This window comes from Burkholderiales bacterium (assembly GCA_023511995.1).
Taxonomy (GTDB): Bacteria; Pseudomonadota; Gammaproteobacteria; order Burkholderiales; family Thiobacteraceae; genus Thiobacter.
The window spans coordinates 1-26,284 of sequence record JAIMAL010000010.1; the positions used below are offsets into that span (position 1 = coordinate 1).

Consider the following 26,284-nt stretch of genomic DNA (forward strand, 5'->3'; position numbering starts at 1 on the left):
GTAATGGTGACCGGGCCGGAGAGCCTTGTATCTCAGGTGGCCAGGGTGGCAGTGACCGTCAAACTGCTGGATGCCAAATCGACCATCAGCCAGAGTTTCGCGCCGACCCCGATTGGGACGGACGGAAACGAGGTGAAGGGGGTTACAGTTGTGCCCCAGATGGTCTTGGTTGAGCTTCCTATCGAGCAGCAGCTGAGCTATAAGACCGTGGCCGTGACGCCACGAATAGTTGGTTCGGTTGCTCTTGGCTATCAACTAGTGGGAGTGATGGTCGAACCAACGGCCGTGACGGTCGTCGGTGACCCAAATGCCTTGCGCGATCTCAATTTCGTCTCGACTCAACCAGTCAATGTCAATGGCGCCGTCGCCGATCTCACCGTAAACACCGATCTTGACCTGCCACCGTCGGTGTCAGTCGTTCGGCAGCAGGGAATCGTCGTCCGAGCGTACGTCAGCGCGGCTGAAGGGAGCCAGACAATGCGCATCGCTCCAGTGATAGTCGGCCTGCCCAGCGATCTGAGTGCTACCTTGCAACCTGGAACGGTTCAGGTGACAGTGACCGGCCCGATGCCGATACTTGGCACCCTGAAGGCTAAGGACGTGCGGGTCGAAATTGACGGTAGCAAACTGGAGCCAGGCACTCACTTGGTGACTCCCACGGTCACCATTCCCGAAGTTCTCCAACTGGTTAGCGTTGATCCAGAGAAGATCAGTGTCACGGTCAAATGATGTGGTCGAATCCGGAGGTGGCAGATGCCTAAGCCGCTGGTTGCCATCGTAGGGCGTCCCAACGTTGGCAAATCCACCCTGGTCAACAGTCTGCTGGGGGAAGAACGGGTGATCGCCTTCGATGAGCCCGGTACCACGCGCGACAGCATCTACGTGGATTTCACCCGCGACGGCCACCGCTACACCCTGATCGACACCGCGGGAGTGCGGCGCAAGGGCAGGGTGTTCGAGGCCATCGAGAAATTCTCGGTCATCAAGACGCTGAAGGCCATCGAGGATGCCAATGTGGTGGTGCTCGTACTCGATGCTAAGCAGGATATCTCGGAACAGGATGCGCATCTTGCGGGCTTCGTCCTCGAAGCGGGCAAGGCAATGGTGGTGGCGGTGAACAAATGGGATGGGCTCGATGCCTACCACCGGGAAATGGTGAAACGTACCGTCGCCCACCGGCTGGCTTTTCTCTCCTTTGCCCGCGTGCACTACATCTCCGCCCTCGAGGGTAGCGGCCTGGGCCCCCTCTTCAAATCCATCGATGAAGCCTATGCCGCGGCGATGGCCAAACTCCCCACTCCCCAGGTCACCCGCGTGCTGCAGGAAGCGGTGCTCGCCCATGCCCCACCCCGGGCCGGGCAATTCCGACCCAAACTGCGCTACGCCCACCAGGGGGGGCGCAACCCGCCGGTGATCGTCATCCACGGCACCAACGTCAACAACCTGCCGGAGGCCTACCGGCGTTATCTGGAAAACACTTTCCGGGAGGCGTTCCGGTTGCGGGGCACGCCCCTCCGGGTGGAATTCCGCCAGGGGCACAACCCCTTCGCGGAAAAGAAACCGGCGCCCTTGACCAAGCGACAGGAAGCAAAAAAACGCCGTCATCGGCGCTATCTCAAGAAAAAATACGGCCGCAGCTAGAGGTCATCCCCTGCTTGCGAGGGGGAACTTGCAGCACGCGGCGGCCCTCAAAGCTAAAACTTTTGCACCGGTTGAAGGGGGCCGGGGTGCCCAAATGTTGGGCAAAGTCCGGTTTTGTGATCTATCATTGGCATGACCCCGGGGGTGCCGGCCCGGCGCCGGATGATGGGTTGACCGGTGGGCCGGAAGAACAAACCAACCTGAAAAGCAATGGAGAAGCCATGAGCGGCAAAGGGCAATTGTTACAAGACCCGTTTTTGAACACTTTACGCAAAGAGCATATCCCCGTTTCCATCTATCTCGTGAACGGCATCAAATTGCAGGGCCAGATCGAATCCTTCGATCAGTACGTGGTCCTGCTGAAGAACACCGTCACCCAGATGGTCTACAAGCACGCCATTTCCACCGTCGTTCCCACCCGCCCGGTGCACATCTCCCACGATGCCCCCGAAGCCTGAGGGGAGTGTGAGCGTTCCCGCGCGCCCCACCTTTGCCCACCGCGCGGTGCTGGTCAGCATCGACTTCGGGGAGCCCGACGAAGCCGAGAGTGTCGAGGAACTGCGCCGCCTGACGGAAAGCGCCAACGCCCTGCCGCTGGCCGTGGTGACCGGGCGGCGCGCCCGCCCCGATGCCGCGCTTTTCGCCGGGGTGGGGAAGGTGGAGGAAATCGCCGGCCGGGTGGCGGAAACCCAGGCGGACGTGGTGATCTTCAACCACGAGCTCACCCCCAGCCAGCAGCGCAATCTCGAAGGCCGCCTCCAATGCCGGGTCATCGACCGCACCAGTCTCATCCTGGACATCTTCGCCCAGCGGGCCCAGTCCCATGAAGGCAAGCTGCAGGTGGAGCTCGCCCAACTGGAACACCTCTCCACCCGGCTCGTGCGCGGCTGGACTCACCTGGAGAGGCAGAAGGGCGGCATCGGCCTGCGTGGTCCCGGTGAAACCCAGCTGGAAACCGACCGTCGTCTCATCGCGCGCCGGATGAAGCTTTTGCGGGAGCGCCTGGCGCGTCTTTCCCGTCAGCGGCAGACCCAGCGTCGCGCGCGGGACCGGCGGGAGGTCTTCTCCGTTTCCCTGGTGGGTTATACGAACGCGGGAAAATCCACCCTTTTCAATCGCCTCACCCACGCCCAGACTTACGCCGCTGACCAGTTGTTCGCCACCTTGGACACCACCTCGCGCCGGGTGTTTTTGCCGGAGGCGGGCCAGATCGTGCTCTCCGACACCGTGGGGTTCATCAAGCGCCTGCCCCACAGCCTGATCGAGGCCTTTCGCGCCACCCTGGAGGAGGCGGCACAGGCCGACCTGCTGCTGCATGTGGTGGATGCGGCCAGTCCCGTGCGGGAGGAGCAGATCGAGCAGGTCAACGCCGTCCTGGCGGAAATCGGTGCCCGGCACATCCCGCAAATCCTCGTCTACAACAAGATCGACCAGCGGGGTCTTACCGCAGGCTTCGAACGGGATGACTGTGGTAACATTGCGCGCGTTTGGCTCAGCGCCCAGACCGGCGAAGGGCTGGGTGGACTGAGGCTCGCCCTCGGCGAGGCCGCCGCCCGGCGGAAGGAAGTCCCCACCGAAGCGGTCTGCTGACCGACGCAGCCGCGTTGCGCAGCAAGGCGCCTGGGTCTCCCTCATCGGCAATTGCACTGGAACCCGCATGGCATGGAACGAGCCCGACTGGGGCAGAAGATCGAGTGGCGGTCCGCCGGACCTGGATGAGCTTTGGCGCAACTTCAACGCCAAATTGAGCCGCATGTTCGGTGGCAAGGGCGGCCCGCAACCCCCCGCTGGCAGCAGCGGGTCCGGTTTCAACGGCGGCGTTTTCCTCATCGGGCTTGTCCTCCTCATCTGGCTCGGCAGCGGCTTTTACATCGTCAATGCCCGTGAGCGGGGCGTGGTGCTGCGTTTCGGCAAATTCGTCGAGCTCACCATGCCCGGGCCCCGCTGGCATCTGCCTTATCCCATCGAGACCGTGGAAATCGTCGATGTCGAAGGCAATCGCATCACGGAGATCGGTTACCGGCAAAACGTGCAGAACAAACAGCCCCACGAGGCCACCATGCTCACCGGCGACAAGAGCATCGTCAACGTCATGTTCGCCGTGCAGTACCGGGTGACCGATCCGCAACTCTTTCTCTTCCGCAACTACATCGGCGATGACCAGGCCTATGTGCGGCAGATCGCCGAAAGCGCCATGCGCGAGGTGGTGGGCAAGACCAAAATCGATTCCGTCCTCTACGAGAGCACCCAGGTGGCAAACAAGGCCGGCGAGCTCATTCAGCAGATGCTGGACCGCTACCAGTCCGGCATCACGGTGCAGAACGTCACCATCAGCCAGGTGCAGCCGCCGGAGCAGGTCCAGGCGGCGTTCGACGATGCGAATCGGGCCGATCAGGATCGCAAACGCATGCGCAGCGAGGGCGAGGCCTACGCCAACGACGTCATTCCCAAGGCCAAGGGAACGGCGGCCCGCCTGTTGCAGGAGGCGGAGGGCTACCGGCAGAGCGTGATCGCCAAGGCGGAAGGCGATGCGGCGCGCTTCCGGGCGCTGGTTGCCGAATACAACAAGGCGCCGGCCGTGACCCGGGACCGTCTCTATCTCGAGGCCATGCAGCAGATTTTCAGCAACACCACCAAGGTGGTGGTGGACCAGCGCAGCGGCGGCAGCCTGCTTTATCTGCCCCTGGACAAGCTGATCCAGGGCAATGCGCCCGATGTGAGCAGCGCGCCTGCTACCAAGCCGCCGGTGGCGGAAGCCACACCCAAGCGTGAGCCGGAGGACAACCGCATGCGGGAGCTCCTGCGCAACCGGGAGGGGCGGCAGCCATGAAGCGCAATTTCGCCTCCTTCGTCGTCGTCGCCCTCGTCCTGCTGGTGGTGGCGAGTCTCGCCATGTTCACCGTGGACCAGCGCCAATCCGCCATCGTCCTGCAGTTGGGCGAGATCGTTTCCGTGAAGACACAGCCCGGCCTTTACGTGAAGACGCCGCTGGTGCAGAACGTCATCTACGTGGATCGGCGCGTGCGCACTCTGGATACGCCGGATGCCGATCTCATCATCACCGCGGAAAAGATCAACATGCTGGTGGATTCCTTCGTCAAATGGCGGGTGGCGGATCCCCGGCAGTACTACGTTTCCGTGCGCGCCGATGAGAAGAATGCCGAGGCGCGTCTGCTGCAGTTGGTGCGGGACGGTCTGCGTGCCGAGTTCAACAAACGCACCGTGGACGACGTGGTCTCCGGCCAGCGGGATCAGGTCATGGAAAGCCTGCGCGCCAATGTGGATCGGGAAGCGCGGGCGCTGGGCATCCAAGTGGTGGATGTGCGCCTCAAGCGCGTCGACTATTCGGAAAAGGTCGCCGACTCGGTGTACGAGCAGATGCGCCAGGAACGCGTGCGCGTGGCCAACGAACGCCGCTCCACCGGTGCGGCGGAGCGGGAGCAGATTCAGGCCGACGCCGACAAGCAGCGGCAGATCATCATCTCCGAGGCCTACCGCGATGCACAGCGCATCAAGGGCGAGGGCGATGCCAAGGCGGCAGCCATCTATGCCCAGGCCTATTCGCTGAATCCGGAGTTCTACGCGTTCTACCGCAGTCTCGACGCCTACAAGGAGAGCTTCCGCAACCGCAGCGACGTCCTCGTGCTGGACCCCAATTCCGAGTTCTTCAAGTACTTCAGGAACCCCGGCCGGGGCACGAAGTAGTGTATGGGAGTGAGCCTGCTCATGGCCGTGGGCTTGATGCTGGTGCTGGAAGGGATCGTCCCCTTCGCTGCGCCTGCCCTGTGGCGTGATGCCTTCCGCCGGCTCATCGCCCTGCGCGATGGGCAGTTGCGCTTCATGGGGCTCATGTCCATGTTGATCGGTCTGCTTCTCCTCTGGCTTGCCGCCTGACCCATGCACACCTGGTTGCTGCCCGAGAACATCGAGGACGTTCTGCCGCCCGCCGCCTGGCAACTGGAGCAGGCGCGCCGTGTTGCCCTCGACCTCTTCGCCAGTCACGGCTATGAGCTCGTGCAGCCGCCGCTCATCGAATTCCTGGAGTCGCTCCTCACCGGTACCGGGCGCGACATGCGCCTTGCCACCTTCACTTTGGTGGACCAGCTCTCCGGCCGGCCCATGGGCCTGCGCGCCGATATCACGCCGCAGGCAGCACGCATCGACGCCCATCTCCTCAATCGTCAGGGCATCACCCGCCTGTGCTATGCAGGCAGCGTCCTGCACACCCGGCCGGCTTCGGTGGACGCAAGCCGCGAGCCCTTCCAGGTGGGGGCGGAGCTTTTCGGCCATGGCGGGCTGGAGGCGGACGTGGAAATCCAGCGCCTCATGCTTACTCTGCTGAAGCGCTTGGGGCTTACGGACGTGCTCCTCGCCCTGGGCCATGTGGGCATCTTCCGCGCCCTGGCGCGCCGCGCCGCCCTGGAGGAGGAACAGGAGGCGGATCTGTTCGAGGCCCTGCAGCACAAGGACGTCCCCACGCTGCGGGAGCTTTCCGCGGGCTGCGCCCGGGAAATCCGCGAGGCGCTGCTGTTGCTGCCCGATCTCTACGGCCCGGGTGCGGTGCTCGCGGAGGCGGCGCGGCGTCTGCCGCCCTATCCGGAAATCGGTGCGGCGCTGGATGCACTGCAGACGCTCGCCGATGTGCTGCAGGAAGAGGGCGCATCTTTGCACTTCGATCTTGCGGAGTTGCGCGGCTACCACTACCACAGCGGAGTCGTGTTCGCCGCCTACGTGGAGGGCTGTGCCCGCGCCGTGGCCCAGGGGGGGCGCTACGACGGCGCCGGCAAGGTGTTCGGCCGGGCGCGCAGCGCCACCGGGTTTTCCACCGACCTGCGCACCCTGCTGCCGCATCTGGCGCCAGCAGTGAGGCGTCCGGGCATTCTCGCCCCCTGGGGTGAAGACCCGGCGCTGCGGGCGCAGATCGAAGCCTTGCGCGCCGCCGGCGAGGTGGTGGTGGTGGAGCTGCCGGGACAGGAGGCCCATCGTGGCGAATCGGGCTGTGATCGCCGGTTGGTGTATCGGGAGGGCGGCTGGCAGGTGGAACCGCTGCCGGCCGGAGCATGACAGTGAAGAAAGGGAAGCGTGACTGATGTCGAAAAATGTCGTGGTGGTGGGCACCCAGTGGGGTGACGAAGGCAAAGGCAAGATCGTTGACTGGCTCACCGACCGCGCCCATGGGGTGGTGCGTTTCCAGGGTGGGCATAATGCCGGTCACACCCTGGTGGTGGGGGGCAAAAAAACCGTCCTGCACCTCATTCCCTCCGGCATCCTGCGGGAAAACGTGCGCTGCTACATCGGCAACGGCGTGGTCGTCTCGCCTAAGGCCCTCATCGAGGAGGTGGACATGCTGGAGGCGGCCGGCATCGACGTGGTGAGCCGGCTCACCATTTCCGAAGCCTGCCCCCTCATCCTGCCCCATCACGTGGCGCTGGATCACGCCCGGGAGGCGGCCAAGGGCGCGGCCAAGATCGGCACCACCGGCCGCGGCATCGGACCCGCCTACGAGGACAAGGTGGCGCGTCGCGCCATCCGCATGAAGGATCTCTTCCACCGCGATCTCTTCGCGGCGAAGCTGGGCGAAGTGCTGGACCTGCACAACTTTGTGCTGAAGAACTACTACAACGCCCCCACCGTCTCCTTTCAGCAGACCCTGGACGAAACCATGGCCCTGGCGGAGCGCATCCGCCCCATGGTGGGGGATGTGCCGCGGCTCCTTTACGAGGCCAACAAGGCGGGGCGCAACCTCCTCTTCGAAGGCGCCCAGGGCACCCTCCTGGACATCGACCACGGCACCTATCCCTACGTCACCTCCTCCAACTGCACGGCCGGCGGCGCCGCCACCGGCGCCGGGGTGGGACCGCACACGCTGCATTACGTTTTGGGCATCACCAAGGCCTACACCACCCGTGTGGGATCCGGCCCTTTCCCCACCGAATTGTTCGACGAGGCGGGCAGGCACCTGGCGGAGCGGGGGCACGAGTTCGGCGCCACCACCGGCCGCGCCCGTCGCTGCGGCTGGTTCGATGCGGCGGCGCTCAAGCGCTCCATCCAGATCAATGGCGTGTCCGGCCTGTGTGTGACCAAGCTGGACGTGCTGGACGGCATGGAAACGTTGCGCCTGTGCGTGGGCTACCGGCTGCCGGGGGGCACCAGTGACATCCTGCCGGTGGGCGCCGAGACCCTCGCCGAATGTGAACCCATCTATGAAGAAATGCCCGGCTGGAAGGAAAGCACGGTGGGCATCCGCCGCTACGAAGACCTGCCGGTGGCGGCGCGCAATTACCTGCGGCGCATGGAGGAACTGTGCGAAGTCCCGGTGGACATCATCTCCACCGGCCCCGACCGCGAGGAAACCATCGTCCTGCGGCATCCCTACGACTGAAGCCGCGTCACTGGAACATGAAGGTCTCGTACTCGATGCGGTCCAGCTTGCGATCGAGAAAGACGAGGCCGAGGGCCACCGTCAACAACAGGGCAACGGTGAAGCCATAGCCATAGAAAGGCGCGCCAAGCTTGAGCGTAATGGCGGTGAAGAGGGTGTTGGCGAGCAGGAAGATCGTCGTCAATCCCACCACGATGCGCCGGCGGTCGAGATAGAAGAGCACATTGAGAACGGCAAGGAGCATCACCTGCAGGCTTGCCCCCACCACCTGCACCTGCAAAAGGGGCAAATAGAGCGCGGAAATCCCCAGCGCGGCAAGGAGGGTGGGGCCGGCGACGAAGGTTGCCAGCACGGCGATGGACTGGATTTTCGCGATCTCCCCCAATCCCTGGCGCACGGCATAAACCATTTCGTCGTGCATGTCCTGGATGAATTCGAGGGAAGCGCCCTCCCGCACCGCATTGAAAAACCTCTCGTAGTACTCGGCAAAGTCGGTCTCGATGCGCACCAGGAACACCGCCATGCCGGGCACGATGGAAAGATAGGCGAGGAAGACGGGCAGGTCATAGATGATGGAGCCGCGCAGGGGCCCGATGACCGGCTCGGAGGTGACGGGATTGACCCAGAAAAGAAACTTGTCCGCCCACACGGCGAGGTTGTAGAGGCTGCCGGCGACAAGCAGGCTGGGATAGAAGGTGCGCCGGTGCAGCCAGTGGTAGCTCACGCTGCGGTGGCTGGGATAGGTTTGCGCCACCACCACCCACATGCCGCCAAGAAGCACGAGCTGGCCGGTGACGAAGGCGGCGAGCAGCCCCTCCAGGCCGAAGCGGGCCAGGGGATAGGCGAGTGCCACCACCAAGCCGTAGCCGACGGCAAAAAGCAGAACGATGGCCTTGTAGCGTTTGAGGCCAGACAGCAACACGGCCAGCACCCACACGCCACAGAGGGTGGTGAAGGCCGCCACCACCAAAAGCCGGTAGCCGAAGCTCACCTGCTCGAAGAAAAAAGCCATCGCCAGGGTGGCAAGCGCCGCCGCGGCACCCAGCACCACGCCCAGCACGCCGTGCAGGTTGGGCAGCACCAGCTCGTCCCGTTTTTCGAACAGGCGGTCCGATACGTAACGGGTGAAGGCGAGCTGCAGGCCGCCGGTGAGGATGAGGCTTGAGGCGATGAGGTAGGTGACCGTGGTCTGGAACTGGGTGACGAGGCTCGGCGGCACGACGATGCCACTGGCCAAAAGCCCCACCAGCAGGATGCCGATGATGGACAGCACCCAGGGCCCCGAGCCAATCATGCCGGCATAGGCGTAGGCGGTGAGGGTACCGCCCAGGGTATTGCGCGAAAGCAGCCGGCGCAGCTCGAAACCGATCCCCGCCATCAGTGTTTCTCCATCGCCGCCCCATACACCTCGCGATAGGCGGCGAACATCATCTCGTCGGTGTAGAAGCGCTCGACGCGGGCGATGGCCGCTGCCGAGGCGGCACGCCAGCGTGCCTCGTCGGTCAGCAGCGCCACTGCCGCATCGGCAAGCGCCAGGGGATCGGCGATGCCGACGATGGCGCCCGCCGTCCCCAGGGCGCGGTCCTCGCCCGGCAACCCTTCGACGAGCTGCCGGCAGGACCCCACATCGGTGGCCACTGTGGGCACGCCGGCGGCGAAGCCTTCGAGGATCACCAGGGGCAGGGCCTCGCTGATGGAGGAGAGGATGGTGAGCCCCACCCGCGGCAAAAGCGCGTCCACCTTCTGGAAGCCCAGGAAGCGCACCTTGCCCGCGAGTCCCAGGCTTTCCACCAGATTGCGGCATTCCTCGGCGTAGCCGGGATCCTCGTCCTCCGGCCCGGCGATCCACCCTTCCGCCTCGGGCAGCACGTTTACCACCCGCCGCATGGCGCGGATGAAGGTCTTCACGTCCTTGATGGGCACCACCCGGCCGATCAGGCACAGCACCGGCGGTACCCGCGCCGGCCGCTGGCTGCGGAGCGGGCGGAAGCGGGCGAGGTCCACCCCGTTGGGGATCAGCCGTGTGCGCGCGGCATCGGCGCCATCCTGGATCTGGCGCTGCCGGTTGGCCTCATAGAGGGCGATGATGGGATCGGCCGCCTGGTAGCAGGTGCGCCCCAGCCACTCGAAAAAGCGGATCCACAGGGCGCGGAAGTAGGACACCTCGGTGGGATCCCGCTGGAAGACATTGCGATTGTCCCGGATCCATTCCGCCTTGAGCAGATCAATCTTGCGCTCCTTCGTATAAATCCCATGCTCGGAAAGGATCAGGGGACGCCCGTCGCGCCAGTGCAAAAGCGCGCCGAGGAAGCCCGCGTAGCCGGTGGAAATGGTGTGATAGACGCGGGCCTTGGGCAGGCTGCGGGCGATGGCGGAAAGCTTCCACAACGGCGCGTGCATGATGCGCACCGTCCAGAAATAATCGACGAAGGAAGGATCGGTGCAAAAGCGTCGGTAGCGGCTGCAGATGGATTCCCAGGCGGCGCGGGAACGCAGGAAGTGCTCCCGGCGCAAAGCCTCCCCGGAAAGCAGCACGGGAAACAGGCCCACAAGGCGTGTCATCGCCTCCTCCACCGGCACTCCGGCAAGGAAAGCCTCGTGCACGGCTTCCACCTGTCCCATCACCTGTGGCGAAGGCTCCGGCGCCTTCAGCGGGGGTGGTGCCTCTGGCTCGAAAAGATAATGGATTTCCAGCCCCACCACGTTGGGCGGCAGTTCGTAGCGCATGCCGGCGTAGTCCTCCCGGCGGCTGCCGAGAAAGACGAGGTGGAAGCGCCACTCAGGAAAGGCGCGGATAATCTGGTGTACCCAGCTCGACACCCCGCCGCTCACGAAGGGATAGGTGCCCTCGAGAAGCAGCGCAATGTCGGCCTTCATGCCGCCCTCCAGTAGCGCAGCACCGCGGCAAGCTGGTGCAGGGAGGCATCCGGGGTGAGGCGCGAGAGCAGCGCCCCCATGGTGGCATAGTCGCCCTGGTCATAGGCGAGTTCGGCGGCGTAGGGCAGCACGCGGCTTGGCGGAAGACCCCTCAAGGCCGCATAGACCTCGGCGGCCTCGGCAAGCCTTCCCAGGGCGTGCAGTGCCCGGGCGCGATAGAGGGCCATTTCTGACCGCCCGGCGGCCAAGGCCTCCTCGGCATAGGCGAGGCAGCGTTCCAGCGCATGGCGGCGCACATCCCCCACCGCCAGGCCGTGGTAAACCAGCTCCCAGTAAAGCTGGGCGAGCTGCGCGGCAGCGTCGCCTCTGTCCGGGCCGGCCGCCCGATGACGGGTGAGGGCGGCGTGGATGGCCTCGTTGAGGCGTTTTTCCCGCGCATCCAGCAGGCCGTAGGCGAGCAGCCGCACATCCTCGTTGCTGCAGGTGAGCACACTGCGCAGCAAAGGGGTCGCCACACGGCCCGACATGCGCGACAGGGCGAGCAGCGCCCCCACCCGGGTATCCACCGGCACCCGCGGATTGGCCAGGATCCCGGCGGCGCCTGCGAAGCGGAAAGGGAGGCGGCCACCGAGGTGGACATCGAAGGGGGGCACCTCCACCTGGCCGAAGGGCGCCCGGTGGGCACGGGCGCGCATCCGACGCAGGCTCAAAAGCCACGCCGGCACGAGCACCACCCCGACCCCCGGTAGGGAGAAGAGCAGGGCGAAGCACAAGGGAAGCAAGGCGAGTCTTGCGCGGCGCGCCCCCGGCGCAAGCCAAGCGGCAGCCGCCAGCGCGAAAAGCACCGCCGCGGCCCCATGCAGGAGCATGAAGCTTAAGAAAGCCGTGCCGCTGTCTTGGGCGAGCAGCGCGCCACCCCAGGCGGCCCCCTCCAGGGCGGTAGCGTAGGCGAAAAGCTTAGTCTGCACCGCCTTCCTCCAGCGCGCGCGCCAAGAGGACGAGGGGCGGCTCGTCGAGGCTCAGGCGGCGCAGGCGCACCCCTGCCTCCTCCGGCCGTCCGCGGCCATGTTCGACAAACCAGCGCTCGATACGGCGGGTGTAGCCTTCCGCGCCCGCCTCGCCGGCGAGGGGCAGGATGACGAGGAGCCGCGCCGAAGGCTCCACGAACCATTCCAGATCCAGCCCCCGCGACAGCCGGGAGAGGGCGCGGGGGAGCTCGGCGGCGATGGCTTCCGGCGTGAAATGGAAAACCACGAGGCTTGAGGCGAGGCGGTTTTCCCTCCAAAGGCGGGCAAGGCGCATGAGCTCCAGGGCAAAGGCGGGCGGGCAGTCCGGATAGTGGGCAAGCAGGGGGGCGGCCAGCCGTTCCATGGCCAGCCCGTCCGCGTAATAGGCAAGGAGGAGGTCCAGACTCTGCAGGGTCTCCTCGTGCAGGGCGAGGAAGGGCAGCCGCTCCACCACCAGCAGGAGACTAGCCGCCTCCCCCTTGGCGGCGGCCGGGGCCACCACGCGGTAGCGGCTGCTGGCATGATCCAGCACATCCCGCACATGGGCGAGCCGCCCGTGGTCCAGCGCATGGCGCACGAGGGGGTCCAAGGGGTCGAGGGGGAAGGGCTCCCCCAGCACCGCCACCGGTTCCAGGGAGAGCACGCCGTCGCGAATGGGATAGAGCGCCGCCCGCTCCAGTTGGGCATATTGGGCCAGCAGATCGAGCAGGGTGCGCGCGCTGTCCGCAAGCGGCACACCCCCGGTGAGACGCCCCAGGGCATCGCGCAGGGTGAGGGGACGGGTGAGGAGTTCCTGCTCCAGGCGGTCGTGGGACAGGCGCAGCAGATAGTACTGTTCGGTGAGGCGCTCCAGCCGCTCGTCCAGATAGGCGTGCAGGGTTTCCGCGCGGCGGGCGCGGCCCATCCACAGGCTGGTGAACTCACCGGTGAGCATCACCAGCATGAAACCGCCGAGGAAATAGTGGCGGGGAAAGGGCGAAAGCGGCCAGCCGCCGGCGGAAAGTGCAAACCACGCGAGCACCAGCACGCCGCTCGCGGCCACTCCGGCGAGGGACCCATAGCGCAGGCTCACCAGCACCGGGGCAAGCCAGGCCCAGGGGAAGCCACTTTTCACCCAGAAGGGATCGAGGGGCGAAAGCCAAAGCCCAAGCCCCACCGCCAGCAGGGGGACGGCCAGGGTTTCCCCGGCGGCGGCGGGCTGGGCGGCGAGCGTCGCCCAACGCCTCCTGATGGACTCCGTCATGGGTTCAGCGGGCGGAAGCCAATGGAGCCAAGAGCTCGGCCAAAAGCTTCTGCGCCACGGCGGAGAGGGCTTCCCGCGAGTAGCCGCTTCTTCCCCCCACCGCGCTGTAGAGGCGGCTGCCCGTGGTGACGTCGTGGACGGTCACGGCAAGGCCCACCGCCGGTTCGCCATCCACGCCCACCTTGTAGCGCCATTCCGTCACCTGGCCGGTGACGAGATAGCGGGCGCCCTGGCTTTTCGCCCATTGCAGAAGTTCCTGTTCGCTGCGCGACCGTGCCTTTTCCAAAAGCCCCTCCTCCAGCCAATCCGCCGGCGGCAGCACGATGCGGGGGGAGAGGCGGGCGGCGATCCACTGGCTGGCAATGCTCTGCGCGCGGCCCCCCGCCAGCGGCGTCTCCGTCTGGTTGGTGAAGGGCGCCACTGCCCACACCGCCTGCGTCTCCAAAGTGGGCGCGGCGGCACGTTCCACGGTGGCACAGCCGGCAAGCCAGCCGGTGAAAAGCAGGACAAAGAGCCAGGTTTTGCGCTTCGACGTCATGGTTTCCTCTTCTTGTTCAAAAGTCGTGGCGGTAGTGGAAAAAAACACGGCGGGTGCTGCCCGGCTGCGTGCCCTGGGCGCGCGCCCATTCGACGCCGAATCCGGCATGATCGGCGCCGACGAGGCTTCCCCCTACCCCCAAAAGTGCATCGTAACCGAAACCCTCCTCGCTGTGCCGGCTTAACGTCAAGGCCCAGAAGGGCTTGAGCCCACGGCTGTCGGTTTCCTCAAGGGCGGTGCGGCTTGACAGGGTGAGGCCCCACAGGGTGAAGGAGGGAGGCAGGAAAAAATCGGAAGCGAAAGCCGTGGCGCCGGCAGGCAGCAGGGGTGTCAGCCGCCCATCGTTCACCTCCCGCGCCTCGAAGCGATGCCGCGCGACGAAGAGATCGACAAGGAGGTCCGGGTCCTCCTGGCGCAGGGCGGTGGTGGCGTGGGCTGTGAGACTCGTGCCGCGACCTAAGGGGGTGCCCGTCTGGCTGCGGTAATGGTGCCTTGCGGCCTCAAGGGAAAAGGCAAAAGGCCGCACCGGGGCCAAGCTCAGTTTCAGGGCCAGGATGTCCTTTTCCCCCGCCACACGCAGGGGCAGGGAGTCCTCGGCGGGCTGCGCCCGCGCCATTTCCACCTCCCACTCGAGTCCTCCCCGGCTGCGGCGGAAGAACACCGCCGCGGGCGTGCGGGGCGCAAATCCCTCGCGGTGGGCGAGGCTCACCTCCCAGCGGCCCCGTTCTGCGTCGCCCGTGGCGGCGCGAAGCAGCGCCCGCCGTTCGTTGACCGCCTGCCCCAGGGCCTGGGAATCGCGCAGGTGTCGGGTGAGGGAGGTGAGTTCCAGGGCAAGCCGAAGCCGGGGCAGCGCCGCCCCCTCCACGGTGAGGCTGTTGCGGGTTTCATCGAGGCCACCAAGACGCAGGCTTTGGCTGGCAAGACCCACTCGGGCTGCCCCTTCCCGGAGCAAGGGAGCGAGCTGGGCCTGAAGGTCGTCATCGCTTCCCAGCGCCTCCTGATGGGCAAAAGCGAGATTCGTAGCCAGCGGCGGATCGAGACGGCGCGTGGCTTCCACGGCATCCCGGCGGGGCAGCCCGGCGGGGTCTTCCAGAAGCACGCCCAAGCGTTCTCGATCATCCTCCGCCAGGGCCACGGCGAGCTCGGCCCAGCGAGGGCGGGCGGCTTCCCGGGCGAGGCGGCCGTACATCCAGGCGCGGGCCCAGGAATATTCCCCCGCCGTGATCCAGTGGGAGAGCAGAAGGCTTGCGGCCTCGTCGGGGTTTTCCGCTACCGCGGCGCGGAGCGCGGCAAGCGCCGCATCCCCCGGTGCGAGGCTCGCCGCGAGCCTCGCCCGCGCCACCGCCAGGCCATCCCGCGGGCGCGCCCGCACGAGGCTCAATGCCCGGCGGCGAAGCTGCCAGGCCTCCTCGTGCCGGTCGAGGGTTTCCAAGAGGTCCGCCGCCATGATAAGCCAGAGGGGGTCGTTCCGGTGGCGGGGAAGTTCCGCCGCAGCCAGGCGCCAAGCCAGGTGCGGCTCGCCGAGAGTGGTGTGGGCGGCGATGACCCCATCCAGGCGACGCTGGCGGACAAGGTTTGCCCCGTGGCGGGCAAGGACCTCGCGCAGCGCTCTGCTCTCGCCCGCCTCCAGCGCAAACCACAGCGCGGCTTCCGCGACGTCTAGGTCTTCCGGGGCGAGCCGTTGGGCGCGGGCGAGAAGCCGCCGGGCTTCGGCGAGTCTACCGCGCTGCCAGGCCTGACGGGCGGCAAGGAGGCAATAGCGGGGCGAGGCTTCGAGGCGGTGGCGGGTTTCGGCATCGAGACCGGCGAAGATCGTCTGCGCCTCGTCGAAGCGGGCCTGCGCCTGATAGGCGGAAAGGGCCCGCAGCAGCGCCTCTTGGTCACGGAAACGTTGCCAGGCCAAAAGCGCCACGCGGGCGGCCTCCATGGGTTCATCGGCAAGGAGCGCCTCCAGGGTGGCGAGATCGTCCGCCAGGACTTCGCTGCTGGCGGCAAGGGCCGCCAAAGCGCGCCGGGCGCCCGGCCGGTCGCCCATCTCTACGGCAAGCTCCGCCAGCATGCGCAACACTGCCGGCGTGCGCTTTTCGGGGGGGAGCTTTTCCAGCGTGCGGCGGGCGGCATCACGGTCGCCCCGCAGCACTTCCAGGGTGGCAATCCGCAACGCCGTTTCCGCGCCCGGTTCGGTGGCAAGGCGCTGCCACCACGTGAGGGCGGCGTCGAGATCCCCCAGCCGTTCCGCGAGCTCCGCCGCGGCCTGGGCGAGGGGGGCGGCGTGGCTTTGCTTCCAGCCGGCCTCCAGGGTGGCGAGCGCTGTTTCCGGCCGGCCCTGCCTTTCCTGGGTCTGGGCAAGCGCCAGCACCAGCGCCGCATCGAAACCCCGGGCCAGGCGGTGTCTCAGCCAGGCTTCGTAGGCATCGTCGCGCAAAAGCCCGAGGCTTAAGCGGCGCACCGCTTCCCAGGCATCGGCTTCCCCCGAGCGGCGGGCGATGAACAGCCACTGCTCCAGGGCCTCGTCGGGACGGTTCCACCACTCGGCCACCTGGGCGAGGCGCCGCCGCCAGAGGAGATTGTCCGGCGCCTGACGCACGGCGGAGGCCGCCACGCGGTAGGCGTCGGCAATCTTGCGGTTTTCCAGGAAGACGGTATAGGCGAGCTCATAGACCTTGGGGTCGAAGGGCAGGGCCGGCCCCTCCCCGGCCACCGCCCGCAGGGTGGCGGAAAGGCCGTTGGCGAGCCGGTTCCAGTGTTCCAAGAGACTCATGCGCAACAGGCGTCGCACGTAATGCTCGGCGCGGTCCGGCCGCTGCGCGGCGCGGGCGAGCCGCACCAGCTCCAGCAGGACGGCGCGGTCATCGGCCAATTCCATCAGTTCGCGCTCGGCCAGGGCCAGCGCCGCATCGGGGCGGTTGCCGCTTTCCAGGTCCCGCAGGGCGGCGAGGAAATATTTCCGCCGCTCGATGGGCGTCGTGGCGTGGCGCCGCGCCGCCATGTGGATTTCCGCTGCCGCGGCATAATCTCCCCGGGCCAGGGCCTGGGCGCCAGCCTGTTCCAGATGGGTGAGGAGGCTGCCGGGATTGCGCCGCTCCAGTTCCCGGAAGATGGCGAGGGCGGTTTGGCCTTCCCCCAGGGCGAGGAGCTGTCCGGCGAGCTGGGCCAGTCTCCGGGGGTCCGACTCCAGGGCGATGAGCTCGAGGGTCAACGCCTTCTGGCGCAACTCCCGCTGATGGCGGACCGCGGGCGGCGCTTCGCGTTGGCGCTCCCCTTCCGCCTGCCACAGCAGCCAGAGCGCCTCGCGGCGCAGGGCCGGGTCCGCTGCTTCGAGGGCAGGGCGCAGGGTGGCTTCCAGTTCGTCGAGGCGGCCTGCGCGCAGGAGGTTGCCGGCGACCAGCAGACGCAGCCGGGGGTTGTCCGGCTCGGTCTTGATGAGCGCCCGCAGGTAGGCGGCGGACAGCGGCCCTTCCGGGTTGGCGGCCAGACGCAGCACCAGATCCTCCCGGGGAAAGAGGAGGACCAGGATGGCGGCCATGCCCAGGGTGAGGGCCAGGATGAGGAGTGGTGGCGCAAGCCGCGGTCGCTCAGGGAGTGGGGCAGCGGACTGTGAGCGTGAGCGCAGCATGCTCGCTCCTGAAGACAACTTGATCGCCGCTGCGGCCAAGCCGCGCCTTGGGATCCGCCTCCACCGTGCAGGCAGTAGGGACGGCGAGACGGCCTTCCAGGGGGACGTGGCCGCGCAGGGTGAAGACGGTGCGGGAGGGCTGATGGGAAAACGCCGTCAGTCTCCCGTTGGCCTCCACGAGATGGGGCGGCGCGGCGGGGGGTGTCGCGGTCAGCCTGAGCCGGGCTTCGGCGCCGGAAAGATGCACATAGGTGGCGCCGGCGGCGGTGCGGTAGCCCGCCACCCCCGCGCTTCGCCCAAGGTCGGGGAACGTGCCTTTCGGGAGCCGCACCGTGCGCACAAACCCCCGACCCTTGAGCAGCCATGTCTCCCCTTCGCGGGCAATGGCGTAGTCGAAGAAATCCTCCACCTTCTCTATGTACTCGCTGATGAAGACCGGATGCAGGGGTTGCGCCTGCGCCCAGGCATAGACCGTTTCCAGGGCCGCCAACGCCGCGGGCTTGGTGGCCGAGTAGAAGTGGTAGTAGATGCCCACGGGCTTCAGCCGGCGCGGGGTTTCGGTGCGCTCGAAGGTTTCGATGACGCGTCGGTAGCCCCAGAAGGGACCGCTCCAGAGATTCGTGTACAGGTTTTCGTTGGCCACCGGCGCATAGATTTGCCGCTCATCGCCGATGGCAAGCCCATAGGGGGCGACACAGGTGAGGCTCGAGCAGCTTTTGGAAATCACCGTATCGCCGCCGTTGATGTTGAGTAGGCCCGCCTCCCGCACCAGCGTGAGCTGCGAGGCCAGAGGGGCGCAATCCCCCGTCCAGAAGAAAAGCGCCACCGACTTGCCGCGGGGGAGCAGCCCGGCGACGAAATCCCGGCTGCCCAAAATTTCCCGCCGGGGGTCGAAGCGGTAGCCGGGAATCGGCAGGGTGTAGCCGCCTTCGCCCTGACCGGCCGCCTCGCTCCAGCGGAAGGGGTGGCTGAAGCTGTGGCTTGCTGCCTCCACCCAGGGGAGGGCAAAAATCCGGCGCGCGATGTCCATGAGTTCCGCGCTGTGCTGGGGGTAGAGGCCGTCGGGTCCGATCTCGCCTTCGATCACCGAGATGCCATGGGGGAGCCGATGCTTCTGCAAAAAGGCAAGCAACGCAGCACCGCCCCAGGGGCGGCCAGGCAGCTCGGCGCGGGAGGCGAAGCCGTCGCCATCCACATGGAGGGTCAGGAGCCGGCGGCCGTTTTCCGTGGTGACGTCGGGGACGGGAAAAAGGGGCAGCTTGAGCCCCTCCGCCAACAGCCGGAAGGGGTCGAGGCGCCAGCGGAACTGGTCCACGCCTGGCACGGCTTCAATGAGGGCGGGGGCAAGCGCAAACCCGCCCCAGGGGGCAAGCCCCGCCAGCACGCCTTCCCCCGCCCGGACCCAGGGGATGAGGCGCTCCCCCGTCAGGGCCTCGGTGGCGGTGATAAGCCGGGGTGGCAGTGGCGCCTCGAAGGGCTCGAGGACGCTCTGCAACGGAATCTCCCCCTTCAGCCTCATGCGCTGCACCCCCCACTCCTCTCCCAGCTCAACGGGATCCAAGGGCAGGGTGTTGAGGAAGAGAACGGGGATGCCCTCCCGGCGCCGCGCAACGAGGTAGTCGCGCAGCGCCTGCGGCCGGGGCGAATCCCCCACCCCCCAAACGATGACTCCCGCCACGCGGCCGGCGTGGGGGGCCGTGGGGAGCAGCCCGTTCATGTCCAGATAACGGAAGCGGTAGCCCAGGTATTGCGCCGGCAGCTCCAGGAAGCGATGCGCCTGCAGTTCGTGAAGCCCGGGCGCCTCCCGTCCGTCGTAGAGGATGATCAGGGTGCGCGGCAGGGCCTCCCGAACCCCCACCCCGAGGCTTGCCAGCTCACCGTCGCTCACCCATGGGATGAAGCCTTCGGCGGCGATGCGCCGGGCCAGGTGTCGCGCTTCCTCCCGTTGCGCCGGCGGCAGGTAGTCGATCACCACCACCGGCAGGCCGTAGCGGTCCTGCACTTCCTTGAGGCGCGCCAAAAGCCAGCGACGATCCTCCTCCGGCACTTCGCCATAGGTTTTCGTCGCCGCGTCATAGCGGGAAAAAAGGGACTCGGCCACCACCCCTTCCACCAGGGAGGCGATCTCCGGCAGGAGTTCAAACCCGCGGTTGAGGAAAAGCCGCGCGCTCGGATAGCGGGCCTTGATTTCCCGGATGAGCTCGATCAGTCCCGCCTGGTGCGCTTTTTCTTCCGCCTTGGGAATGAGGCGGTAGCTGTCCAGGGTATCGAGAAAGAATCCCCGCCAGCCCGCCTGCCAGAGGGGTTGGAAGACCGCACGAAGCCAATGCGCGCGGCAATCCGGTCGCGATTGGTCGATCAGGCTCCCCCCCCAGGCGGGGTTGATGCCCACAAGGCAGGTCGCCGGCATGCCGGGACGTGCCGGGTGATCCGCCGCAAGCTCCCCCACACTCACGTAGGCGAAGGGCTCGAAGCCGGGACGACGCAGGCGTGCGGGATCGAAGCCATGGCGCGCTTCCACCACCGCGATGTCGAAGGCGGCGAGTTCCGGCAGCGGGTCGCGGCCGTAATAGAAGGCCACGCTCAGGGCGTGGGCTACCTGCGGCAGCCAGGCGAGGACAAGCAAAAGACGCAACACGGCGGGGCCAGGGACAAACTAACCGAATGGTAACGTGAAAGCCCCTCCCGCGGGGCGGTCTCAATGCTTCCCGAGGCGTTTTTCCACCCGTTGCAGGAACTCTGCCCCGTTGTTCCGGTGGACTACCAGGGTGCGCGGGATGGGGATGCGGTGGCGTGCCAGCAATTCCGCCAGATAGACCTTGCCCGTCAGCGAGGCGCCGGCGGCTCGTCGGCAAAGCGCCAGATGTCCACGTCGCGCCCCTGCTCCCGCAGGCGTTCGGCGCGGGCGGAAAGGTAGCGCTGGAAGCTGGGCTCCTTGCGGTAGGCGCCGCTTGTCGCATAATCGAACATGCCCTGGGTGTGGAAGACCTTGAAGAAGGCTTCCGAACGGATGATCTCCCGGCCTTTGGCATCCATGATGACGATGGTGGGCGCGTATTTGACGTCCAGTTCCCGGGCCCAGTCGCGGGCGGTGGTCTTGCGCCCGTCGGGCAGAACCACCGGGGTGTCGGACCACATGTCGAGCTGGATGTTGTGTGCCCTGCGCACAATCTGGCGCGTCTCCGCATCGGGCAGCACCTTCTCATGGAGGAGGTCACAGGCGGGGCAGTCCTTCTGCTCGAAAAAGACGGCGATGGGTTTCTTCACCCGGCGCAGGTCGTGGGGCGGCGGCGCGAAAAAGTCCTCGGCCTTGAGCGTGCCGGAGGCAGGCGGCGGCTCGTGGCGGGCCATGTAGTCGCGGAAACTGAGCTCTTTCTCCTTGCGCCCGGCCACATACTCCAGGGCCAGCTTGAAGCGTTGCGGCGGCAGGTAGCCATTGAGGCGCAGGATCACCTCTCCCTTCTCGTCGAAGAAGAGCAGGGTGGGGGTGAACTGCACCTTGAGGGCGGCGGCAAACTGTTTTTCCGTGAGCGTCCTGCCGGAAAAGTCCGTCACTTCCCGGTCCCCCCACATGTTGATGGCGACCGTCTCGAAACGGGACTGCATGAGCTCGACGATGTCCTTCTGCGACAGGTTGCGCTCCACGAGGAGGTTGCAATAGGGGCAGTTGTCCTGGTGGAAGACGAGGAGCACGCGTTTGTTCGCCGCGGCCGCTTCGGCGATGTCCTCGCGCAGATTAAGAAAGCTTTCCTTGAACCACGCGGGATATTCCGTGGGCTTGGCGCCAAAATAGCGGCCCTTCTTTTCCGCGGCCCAGGCGGTGGGGCTCAAGCCCAAGGCGATGGCAAAAAGCAGGAGAACGAGGGGAAGGTGGAGACGGGAACGGTGCATGGCATCCTCCGCTCAAAAGCAAAGCAAGATGATACCGCGACCGGGCTTTTCGCGGGCTTTCCCTCGAGGCTCATGGCAATCGCCATGATGCCGACCTAACTATTTGTTGGAAAAGCCGAAATCCGCGGGCCGGCGGTTTGCATTCCCCCCGGCCGGTGCTAGAATCGCCGGGCTTGCCCCATTGGCACGAGATGGTCATGACCCACGCAAAAAAGCCGGCGCGCCCCGTGGAGCCCGAAGAGGAACGGGCGGGCTACAAGCTGCCTGCGCTGCGTGTCTATTCAGAGATTGCCACCAGTCTGTCCAGTGACGCGGACCTGGAGCAGCTTCTGGAGCGTTTCCTGCAGACCATGATCCGCCTGGCGGGGGCCACTGGGGGGGCGGTGCGGGTGGTTTCCTCCGATGGTCAGCACATGCGCCTGGTGGGGGCCATCGGCCTGCCGCAGGAGGTCATCGACCGGGAATACCTGGTTCCCATCGGCTGCGGGGTGTGCGGGCAGGCGGCGCAGCACTTCGCCATCCAGCGCGGCGATGCGGCGGGCTGCTGCCACGAGGTCACCCACCTGGATTATTTCGGTGAAGGCTGCAAGAACGTGATCGCCGTCCCCCTGCGTCACAAGGGTAAGACCATGGGGGTGTACAACCTCTTCATGCCCTGCGACCGCAGCATTCCCGAAGAGGTGTCGCTGCTTTTCCTTTCCATCAGCGAACACCTGGGCATGGCCCTGGAGAACGCGCGACTGACGCGGGAGAATCTGCGCATCACCCTCATGGACGAGCGGCAGATGCTGGCCGCGGAAATCCACGACTCCCTGGCGCAGACCCTGGCTTACATGAAGATGCGGCTGGCGATGCTCCGGGAAGCGGTGCGCGAGGGGGATGAGGTGGCGACTGAACGCTACCTGGGGGAAGTGGACGATGCGCTGGAATCGGCCTATTCGGGGCTAAGGGAACTGCTCACCCAGTTCCGGCAGAAAATGGACCCGCGGGGCCTGCTGCCCGCCCTGGAAGACCTCATGCACAATTTCTGCCAGCGCACCGGTATCAAGGTGGATTTCGTCAACCGCGCCCCTGACGTCAACCTCACCCCGGATCAGGAGGTGCAGGTGTTCCATATCGTGCAGGAGGCGCTCAACAACATCAGCAAGCATTCCGCTGCTCGGCATGTGCAGCTCACCATCGAATTCATCGGTGACCGTTACGCCGTCACCGTCACCGACGATGGCATCGGGCTCAAGGCCCAAGGCAATGGCGGACCGAGCATGCATCTGGGAATGAGCATTATGAAGGAACGGGCGCAGCGCTTGAACGGTGAGGTGACCGTGGACAGCCGTCCCGGCGAAGGGACGCGGGTGCATCTTGAGTTTCCTGCGCCGCGGCCGCGCAAGGTGGGGGCACGATGAGCGAGCCGATCCGCGTCATTCTGGTGGATGATCACACCCTGTTCCGCAAGGGATTGGCGGAACTCATCGAACGTCACGGCCGCATCAAGGTGGTGGCCATGACGGGCAATCCCGCGGAAGCCCGGGAACTCATCAAAACCCATCAACCGGATGTGGCCGTCTTTGATCTCAACATGCCTGGGGTGGACGGCATCACCCTCATCGGTGAGCTGCGGCAGGAGGGCTGCACGGTGCCCATCGTGGTGCTCACCGTGAGCGACGCCCAGGAGGACCTGGCCGCTGCGTTGCGGGTGGGGGCACGCGGCTATCTGCTCAAGGACATGGAGCCCGACGACGTGGAAGACCTGCTGCAGCGGGCAGCGCGGGGCGAGACGGTGGTGGCGCCGAAGATGACGGCCAAGCTGGTCAACCTTCTGGACCAGAAACGAGGCACGCCGGATTCCCTGCTCGCCCAGCTCACCCAGCGGGAGCGTCAGATCCTCATGCACCTGTCCCGCGGCGAGTCCAACAAAGCCATCGCACGGGCGCTCGACATCAGCCACGATACCGTCAAGCTGCACGTGCGCCACATTCTGGCCAAACTCAATCTCTCCTCGCGGGTGGAGGCGGCGGTGTTTGCCGTGGAACACCGCCTCACCTCCCCCCGTTCCGTTGACGGCAACTGAACCCCCTGGCCGGCGGAAAAAGGGGCTTGACAGCGCTGGAGTCCCAAGGCTCAGGCGGCCTGGGTGTGTTCCGGTGTCGCTTCGCTGAGGCCGTCGCGGGAATCGCGGGGGTTGAACCACTTGAGCTTGTCGTGCAGGGTCACCACGCTGCCGACGATGATGAGGGTCGGTGCCTTGAGCTGCGCTGCCTCCGCGAGGACCGGCAGGGTGGCGAGGGTGCCGGTGACCACGCGCTGTTTCGAGGTGGTGCCCTGCTGGACGATGGCCGCGGGGGTCTCGGCGGGCAGCCCGTGCTCGATGAGTTTTGCGCAGAGCACAGGCAGCCCGTGCAGCCCCATGTAGATGACGATGGTCTGATGGGGACGGGCGAGCATGTCCCAGTCGAGATTCATGCTGCCGTCCTTGAGGTGACCGGTGACGAAGACGCAGGCCTGGGCGTGGTCGCGGTGGGTTAAGGGAATACCGGCATAGGAGGCCACGCCGGAGGCGGCGGTGATGCCGGGGACCACCTGGAAGGGGATTTTGTTTTCCGCCAGGGTCTCGATCTCTTCGCCGCCGCGGCCGAAAATGAAGGGATCGCCCCCTTTCAGGCGCAGCACGCGTTTGCCTTGCTTCGCCAGGCGCACCAAGAGCTCATTGATCTCCTCCTGGGGCAGGGCGTGGTTGGCCCGCCGTTTGCCCACATAGATGCGCTCCGCATCGCGCCGCACCATGTCGAGCACCGCCGGTGAGACCAGATTGTCATAGACGACCACGTCCGCCTGTTGCATGAGGCGCAGGGCACGGAAAGTGAGCAGGTCCGGATTGCCCGGCCCACCGCCCACCAGATAGACCTCGCCGATGGCGGCATCCGGTTCCATTTCGCCGTCGATCATGGCCTGCAGCGTGGCGGCGGCGGCCTCGTCCTGGCCGGAGAACATCATTTCCGCCACCGGTCCCTGGAACACTTTCTCCCAGAAGCGGCGGCGGTTCTCCGGGCGCTTGAATTTCGCCTTGACCTGGTCGCGGAAGCGGGCGGCCAGGGCGGACAGACGACCGTAAGCGGTGGGGATCATCGATTCCAGGCGCGCGCGCAGCAGCCGCGCCAGCACCGGAGAGGCGCCGCCGGAACCGACGGCGATGAGGATGGGGGAGCGGTCAATGATGGACGGCATGACGAAGCTGCAAAGCTGCGGCGTGTCCACCACGTTGACCGGCAGGTGTTTGGCCTGGGCCGCCTCCGACACCACCCTAGCCTGGGCTTCGTCCTCCAGCGCGCAGACGACGATGTCCACATCATCCAGGAGTGCCGGGGTGAATTCCGCCGCCAGATGGCGGAGTCGTTCGGGATGTTCCAGTTGGGCAAAGGCTTCGGCGAGCCGTGGCGCCACCACGGTCACCCGGGCACCGGCGTTGAGGAGCAGCGCCGCCTTGCGCGCGGCCACTTCGCTGCCGCCGACGACGAGACCGTGTTTGCCGCGGAGGTTCAGGAATATGGGCAGGAAATCCATGGGACGGTTTCTTTGCAAAAGACGCCCGGAGGCGGTTTCAGGAATGGCGGGCCGTGGCCTTCTTGCGCAGGGGACGGAAGATACCGGGACGGAAGACTTCCTTCGCCGAACGGGTGAAGGCCGAGGTGCAGGGTTCGATGGCGGTCTCGAATTCCTCGCACCAGGAGGGGTGGCTGTAGGACAGCTCCTTGAAGAACCACAGACCCTGTTCCGACTGGCAGGCGGCGGTCATCATCTGGATTTGCTCGCCGGCCTCGGGACCGACGATGCAGCCCCCTAGAAGCTGGCCGGTTTCCGCATCGTGCACCACCTCGATGAAGCCTTCCGTGTCGTGATAGGCGCGCGCCTTGCCCGAACCCAGGAAGCTCGTGCGGGCGGCTTCCGGTTCGAACCCCGCCGCTTCCGCCTGAGCTTCGGTGAGACCCACGGCGGCGATCTCCATGGCCGAATGGAGGACCGTGGGCACCATGAAATAGTTGAAAGTGAGGCTGTTGCCGTTGAGGGCGTTGGTGGCGGCGATCTTGGCATCGTGTAGGGCGGCATTGGCCGTCATCGGGCCGGGTTTGACATCGCCGATGGCGTAGACCCCGGGCACATTGGTTTCCAGGTAGCTGGAGGTGACGATGAAGCCCTCCTCGTTGACCTCGATGCCTGCTTTGTCCAGATCGAGCCCGCGGGTCAGCGGCTGCCGCCCCACCGCCACCAGCACCTTGTCGAAGCGCGCCTCGCTGCCGTCGTCGAAGACCACGGACACGCCATCGTCCTCCACCTTGCAATGGGCGACAGTGGTCCGGGTACGAAACGCGAGACCAATGCGGTGGAATTTGCGCACCAGGGTGTTGACGGCGTGTTCGGGAATGCGCGCATTGGGCAGCAGCGCCGGCGCCTGTTCGACGATGAGCACACGGCTGCCGAACTGATGCATGAGATAGGCCAGTTCCACATTGGCCATGCCGCCGCCCACGAAGAGCATGGAGCGGGGCAGGTCATCCTGCATGGTCATGAAATCCCGGGTGTTGAGGATATGCTGGCCGTCGGTGGGACACTGGGCAAGCGGCCGGGGTTCAGAACCTGTGGCAACGATGATGCGGGGGGCGCTCAGGGTGCGCACGGGGCTTGCCTCTCGCGTGTTGACGGCATCCACCGCCACTTCGTGGGGGCCGATGAAGCGCGCCCTTCCCTGGATCACCACCACCCCCAGCCGGCGCAGCCAGACGGGAAAGTTGTTGCGGATGCCCGCCACCACCTCGTCCTTGTGGCGCATGGCGGCGCGGAAGTCGCCCCGGATCTCCCCCGTGAGCCCACGGCCGTTGAGGTGCTGGACATCTTCGATCATGGAGGCGAGATGGAGCAGGGTTTTCTTGGGGATGCAGCCCAGGTTCAGGCAGTTGCCCCCGGGCAACCCTTTTTCCACCAGGGCCACCTTGGCGCCAAGCTGGGCGGCGGTGAGGGCGGCTTTGTAGCCGCCGGGACCGCTGCCGATGACGATGACGTCGAACTTGTCCATGTCCTTAGCTGCAATACCGTGAAG

21 protein-coding genes are annotated in these 26,284 nt (G+C 66.2%); 11 read left to right on the forward strand and 10 right to left on the reverse strand.

Translation table 11 applies throughout. From position 1 onward, the window contains the following. From K6T56_06665 to K6T56_06705, 9 genes are all read left to right on the forward strand, one after another. Positions 1-729: hypothetical protein (locus K6T56_06665; protein MCL6556026.1), on the forward strand; the 729-nt coding region annotated here is incomplete at its 5' end. Positions 730-753: 24 nt separating this feature from the next. Next, positions 754-1,641 (forward strand): ribosome biogenesis GTPase Der, encoded by an 888-nt coding sequence (gene der / locus K6T56_06670; GenBank protein MCL6556027.1) that lies wholly within the window; start codon positions 754-756, stop codon positions 1,639-1,641. A 221-nt stretch (positions 1,642-1,862) separates the two neighbouring features. Then, the gene (hfq, locus tag K6T56_06675) at positions 1,863-2,099 is read left to right on the forward strand and encodes an RNA chaperone Hfq (protein MCL6556028.1); all 237 of its coding nucleotides are present in this window, start codon (positions 1,863-1,865) and stop codon (positions 2,097-2,099) included. After that, on the forward strand, positions 2,083-3,231 hold the full coding sequence (gene hflX / locus K6T56_06680; GenBank protein ID MCL6556029.1) for a GTPase HflX: 1,149 nt from the start codon (positions 2,083-2,085) through the stop codon (positions 3,229-3,231). The genes hfq and hflX overlap by 17 nt, the downstream gene beginning before the upstream one ends. A gap of 67 nt (positions 3,232-3,298) precedes the next feature. Continuing rightward, positions 3,299-4,471 carry an FtsH protease activity modulator HflK gene (gene hflK / locus K6T56_06685; GenBank protein MCL6556030.1) on the forward strand — a complete coding sequence of 391 codons (1,173 nt, stop codon included), beginning with the start codon at positions 3,299-3,301 and terminating at the stop codon, positions 4,469-4,471. After that, a complete protein-coding gene (gene hflC / locus K6T56_06690) occupies positions 4,468-5,346 on the forward strand; it encodes a protease modulator HflC (protein MCL6556031.1) in 879 nt (292 codons plus the stop codon). The genes hflK and hflC overlap by 4 nt, the downstream gene beginning before the upstream one ends. Before the next feature lie 3 nt (positions 5,347-5,349). Beyond that, positions 5,350-5,535, forward strand: a complete 186-nt coding sequence (locus K6T56_06695; GenBank protein MCL6556032.1) for a DUF2065 domain-containing protein — start codon at positions 5,350-5,352, stop codon at positions 5,533-5,535. A gap of 3 nt (positions 5,536-5,538) precedes the next feature. After that, a complete protein-coding gene (locus K6T56_06700) occupies positions 5,539-6,705 on the forward strand; it encodes an ATP phosphoribosyltransferase regulatory subunit (GenBank protein ID MCL6556033.1) in 1,167 nt (388 codons plus the stop codon). Between the two features lie 25 nt (positions 6,706-6,730). Next, a complete protein-coding gene (locus K6T56_06705) occupies positions 6,731-8,023 on the forward strand; it encodes an adenylosuccinate synthase (protein MCL6556034.1) in 1,293 nt (430 codons plus the stop codon). 7 nt (positions 8,024-8,030) lie between these two features. Here the strand turns inward: K6T56_06705 and pelG are convergent, their stop codons facing one another. The 8 genes from pelG to K6T56_06745 all read right to left on the reverse strand — a co-directional run bounded on the left by pelG (position 8,031) and on the right by K6T56_06745 (position 21,195). Beyond that, positions 8,031-9,401, reverse strand: coding sequence for an exopolysaccharide Pel transporter PelG (gene pelG, locus K6T56_06710; GenBank protein ID MCL6556035.1), 1,371 nt, complete (start codon positions 9,399-9,401; stop codon positions 8,031-8,033). Further along, complete coding sequence (gene pelF / locus K6T56_06715; GenBank protein ID MCL6556036.1) at positions 9,401-10,900, reverse strand: GT4 family glycosyltransferase PelF; 1,500 nt, start codon at positions 10,898-10,900, stop codon at positions 9,401-9,403. Before pelF ends, pelG begins: the two co-directional genes overlap by 1 nt. Beyond that, complete coding sequence (locus tag K6T56_06720) at positions 10,897-11,868, reverse strand: hypothetical protein (GenBank protein MCL6556037.1); 972 nt, start codon at positions 11,866-11,868, stop codon at positions 10,897-10,899. Before K6T56_06720 ends, pelF begins: the two co-directional genes overlap by 4 nt. Next, a complete protein-coding gene (locus K6T56_06725) occupies positions 11,858-13,150 on the reverse strand; it encodes a PelD GGDEF domain-containing protein (GenBank protein MCL6556038.1) in 1,293 nt (430 codons plus the stop codon). The genes K6T56_06720 and K6T56_06725 overlap by 11 nt, the downstream gene beginning before the upstream one ends. 4 nt (positions 13,151-13,154) lie before the next feature. Beyond that, positions 13,155-13,688, reverse strand: a complete 534-nt coding sequence (locus K6T56_06730) for a penicillin-binding protein activator LpoB (protein MCL6556039.1) — start codon at positions 13,686-13,688, stop codon at positions 13,155-13,157. A gap of 16 nt (positions 13,689-13,704) precedes the next feature. After that, positions 13,705-17,304, reverse strand: coding sequence for a tetratricopeptide repeat protein (locus tag K6T56_06735; GenBank protein MCL6556040.1), 3,600 nt, complete (start codon positions 17,302-17,304; stop codon positions 13,705-13,707). Then, on the reverse strand, positions 17,264-19,942 hold the full coding sequence (locus K6T56_06740; GenBank protein ID MCL6556041.1) for an endo alpha-1,4 polygalactosaminidase: 2,679 nt from the start codon (positions 19,940-19,942) through the stop codon (positions 17,264-17,266). Before K6T56_06740 ends, K6T56_06735 begins: the two co-directional genes overlap by 41 nt. Positions 19,943-20,130: 188 nt before the next feature. Further along, complete coding sequence (locus tag K6T56_06745; protein MCL6556042.1) at positions 20,131-21,195, reverse strand: thioredoxin fold domain-containing protein; 1,065 nt, start codon at positions 21,193-21,195, stop codon at positions 20,131-20,133. 197 nt (positions 21,196-21,392) lie between these two features. On the opposite strand from K6T56_06745, the gene K6T56_06750 reads away from it, so the two are divergent. Then, on the forward strand, positions 21,393-22,598 hold the full coding sequence (locus K6T56_06750) for a GAF domain-containing protein (protein ID MCL6556043.1): 1,206 nt from the start codon (positions 21,393-21,395) through the stop codon (positions 22,596-22,598). Next, on the forward strand, positions 22,595-23,263 hold the full coding sequence (locus K6T56_06755; GenBank protein MCL6556044.1) for a response regulator: 669 nt from the start codon (positions 22,595-22,597) through the stop codon (positions 23,261-23,263). The genes K6T56_06750 and K6T56_06755 overlap by 4 nt, the downstream gene beginning before the upstream one ends. A gap of 50 nt (positions 23,264-23,313) precedes the next feature. Here K6T56_06755 and cysG read toward each other — a convergent pair whose 3' ends face one another. Together cysG and K6T56_06765 are read right to left on the reverse strand one after the other, a co-directional pair. Beyond that, positions 23,314-24,753, reverse strand: coding sequence for a siroheme synthase CysG (cysG, locus tag K6T56_06760; GenBank protein ID MCL6556045.1), 1,440 nt, complete (start codon positions 24,751-24,753; stop codon positions 23,314-23,316). Positions 24,754-24,790: 37 nt separating this feature from the next. After that, on the reverse strand, positions 24,791-26,260 hold the full coding sequence (locus tag K6T56_06765; protein ID MCL6556046.1) for an NAD(P)/FAD-dependent oxidoreductase: 1,470 nt from the start codon (positions 26,258-26,260) through the stop codon (positions 24,791-24,793). Positions 26,261-26,284 lie beyond the last annotated feature (24 nt).

Excerpts from the sequence above, each read along its gene's own strand:
- der (MCL6556027.1), top strand. The coding sequence starts at position 754 with ATGCCTAAGCCGCTGGTTGCCATCGTAGGGCGTCCCAACGTTGGCAAA.
- hfq (MCL6556028.1), top strand. The coding sequence starts at position 1,863 with ATGAGCGGCAAAGGGCAATTGTTACAAGACCCGTTTTTGAACACTTTA.
- hflX (MCL6556029.1), top strand. The coding sequence starts at position 2,083 with ATGCCCCCGAAGCCTGAGGGGAGTGTGAGCGTTCCCGCGCGCCCCACC.
- hflK (MCL6556030.1), top strand. The coding sequence starts at position 3,299 with ATGGCATGGAACGAGCCCGACTGGGGCAGAAGATCGAGTGGCGGTCCG.
- hflC (MCL6556031.1), top strand. The coding sequence starts at position 4,468 with ATGAAGCGCAATTTCGCCTCCTTCGTCGTCGTCGCCCTCGTCCTGCTG.
- K6T56_06695 (MCL6556032.1), top strand. The coding sequence starts at position 5,350 with ATGGGAGTGAGCCTGCTCATGGCCGTGGGCTTGATGCTGGTGCTGGAA.
- K6T56_06700 (MCL6556033.1), top strand. The coding sequence starts at position 5,539 with ATGCACACCTGGTTGCTGCCCGAGAACATCGAGGACGTTCTGCCGCCC.
- K6T56_06705 (MCL6556034.1), top strand. The coding sequence starts at position 6,731 with ATGTCGAAAAATGTCGTGGTGGTGGGCACCCAGTGGGGTGACGAAGGC.
- pelG (MCL6556035.1), bottom strand. The coding sequence starts at position 9,401 with ATGGCGGGGATCGGTTTCGAGCTGCGCCGGCTGCTTTCGCGCAATACC.
- pelF (MCL6556036.1), bottom strand. The coding sequence starts at position 10,900 with ATGAAGGCCGACATTGCGCTGCTTCTCGAGGGCACCTATCCCTTCGTG.
- K6T56_06725 (MCL6556038.1), bottom strand. The coding sequence starts at position 13,150 with ATGACGGAGTCCATCAGGAGGCGTTGGGCGACGCTCGCCGCCCAGCCC.
- K6T56_06730 (MCL6556039.1), bottom strand. The coding sequence starts at position 13,688 with ATGACGTCGAAGCGCAAAACCTGGCTCTTTGTCCTGCTTTTCACCGGC.
- K6T56_06735 (MCL6556040.1), bottom strand. The coding sequence starts at position 17,304 with ATGCTGCGCTCACGCTCACAGTCCGCTGCCCCACTCCCTGAGCGACCG.
- K6T56_06745 (MCL6556042.1), bottom strand. The coding sequence starts at position 21,195 with ATGCACCGTTCCCGTCTCCACCTTCCCCTCGTTCTCCTGCTTTTTGCC.
- K6T56_06750 (MCL6556043.1), top strand. The coding sequence starts at position 21,393 with ATGACCCACGCAAAAAAGCCGGCGCGCCCCGTGGAGCCCGAAGAGGAA.
- K6T56_06755 (MCL6556044.1), top strand. The coding sequence starts at position 22,595 with ATGAGCGAGCCGATCCGCGTCATTCTGGTGGATGATCACACCCTGTTC.
- cysG (MCL6556045.1), bottom strand. The coding sequence starts at position 24,753 with ATGGATTTCCTGCCCATATTCCTGAACCTCCGCGGCAAACACGGTCTC.
- K6T56_06765 (MCL6556046.1), bottom strand. The coding sequence starts at position 26,260 with ATGGACAAGTTCGACGTCATCGTCATCGGCAGCGGTCCCGGCGGCTAC.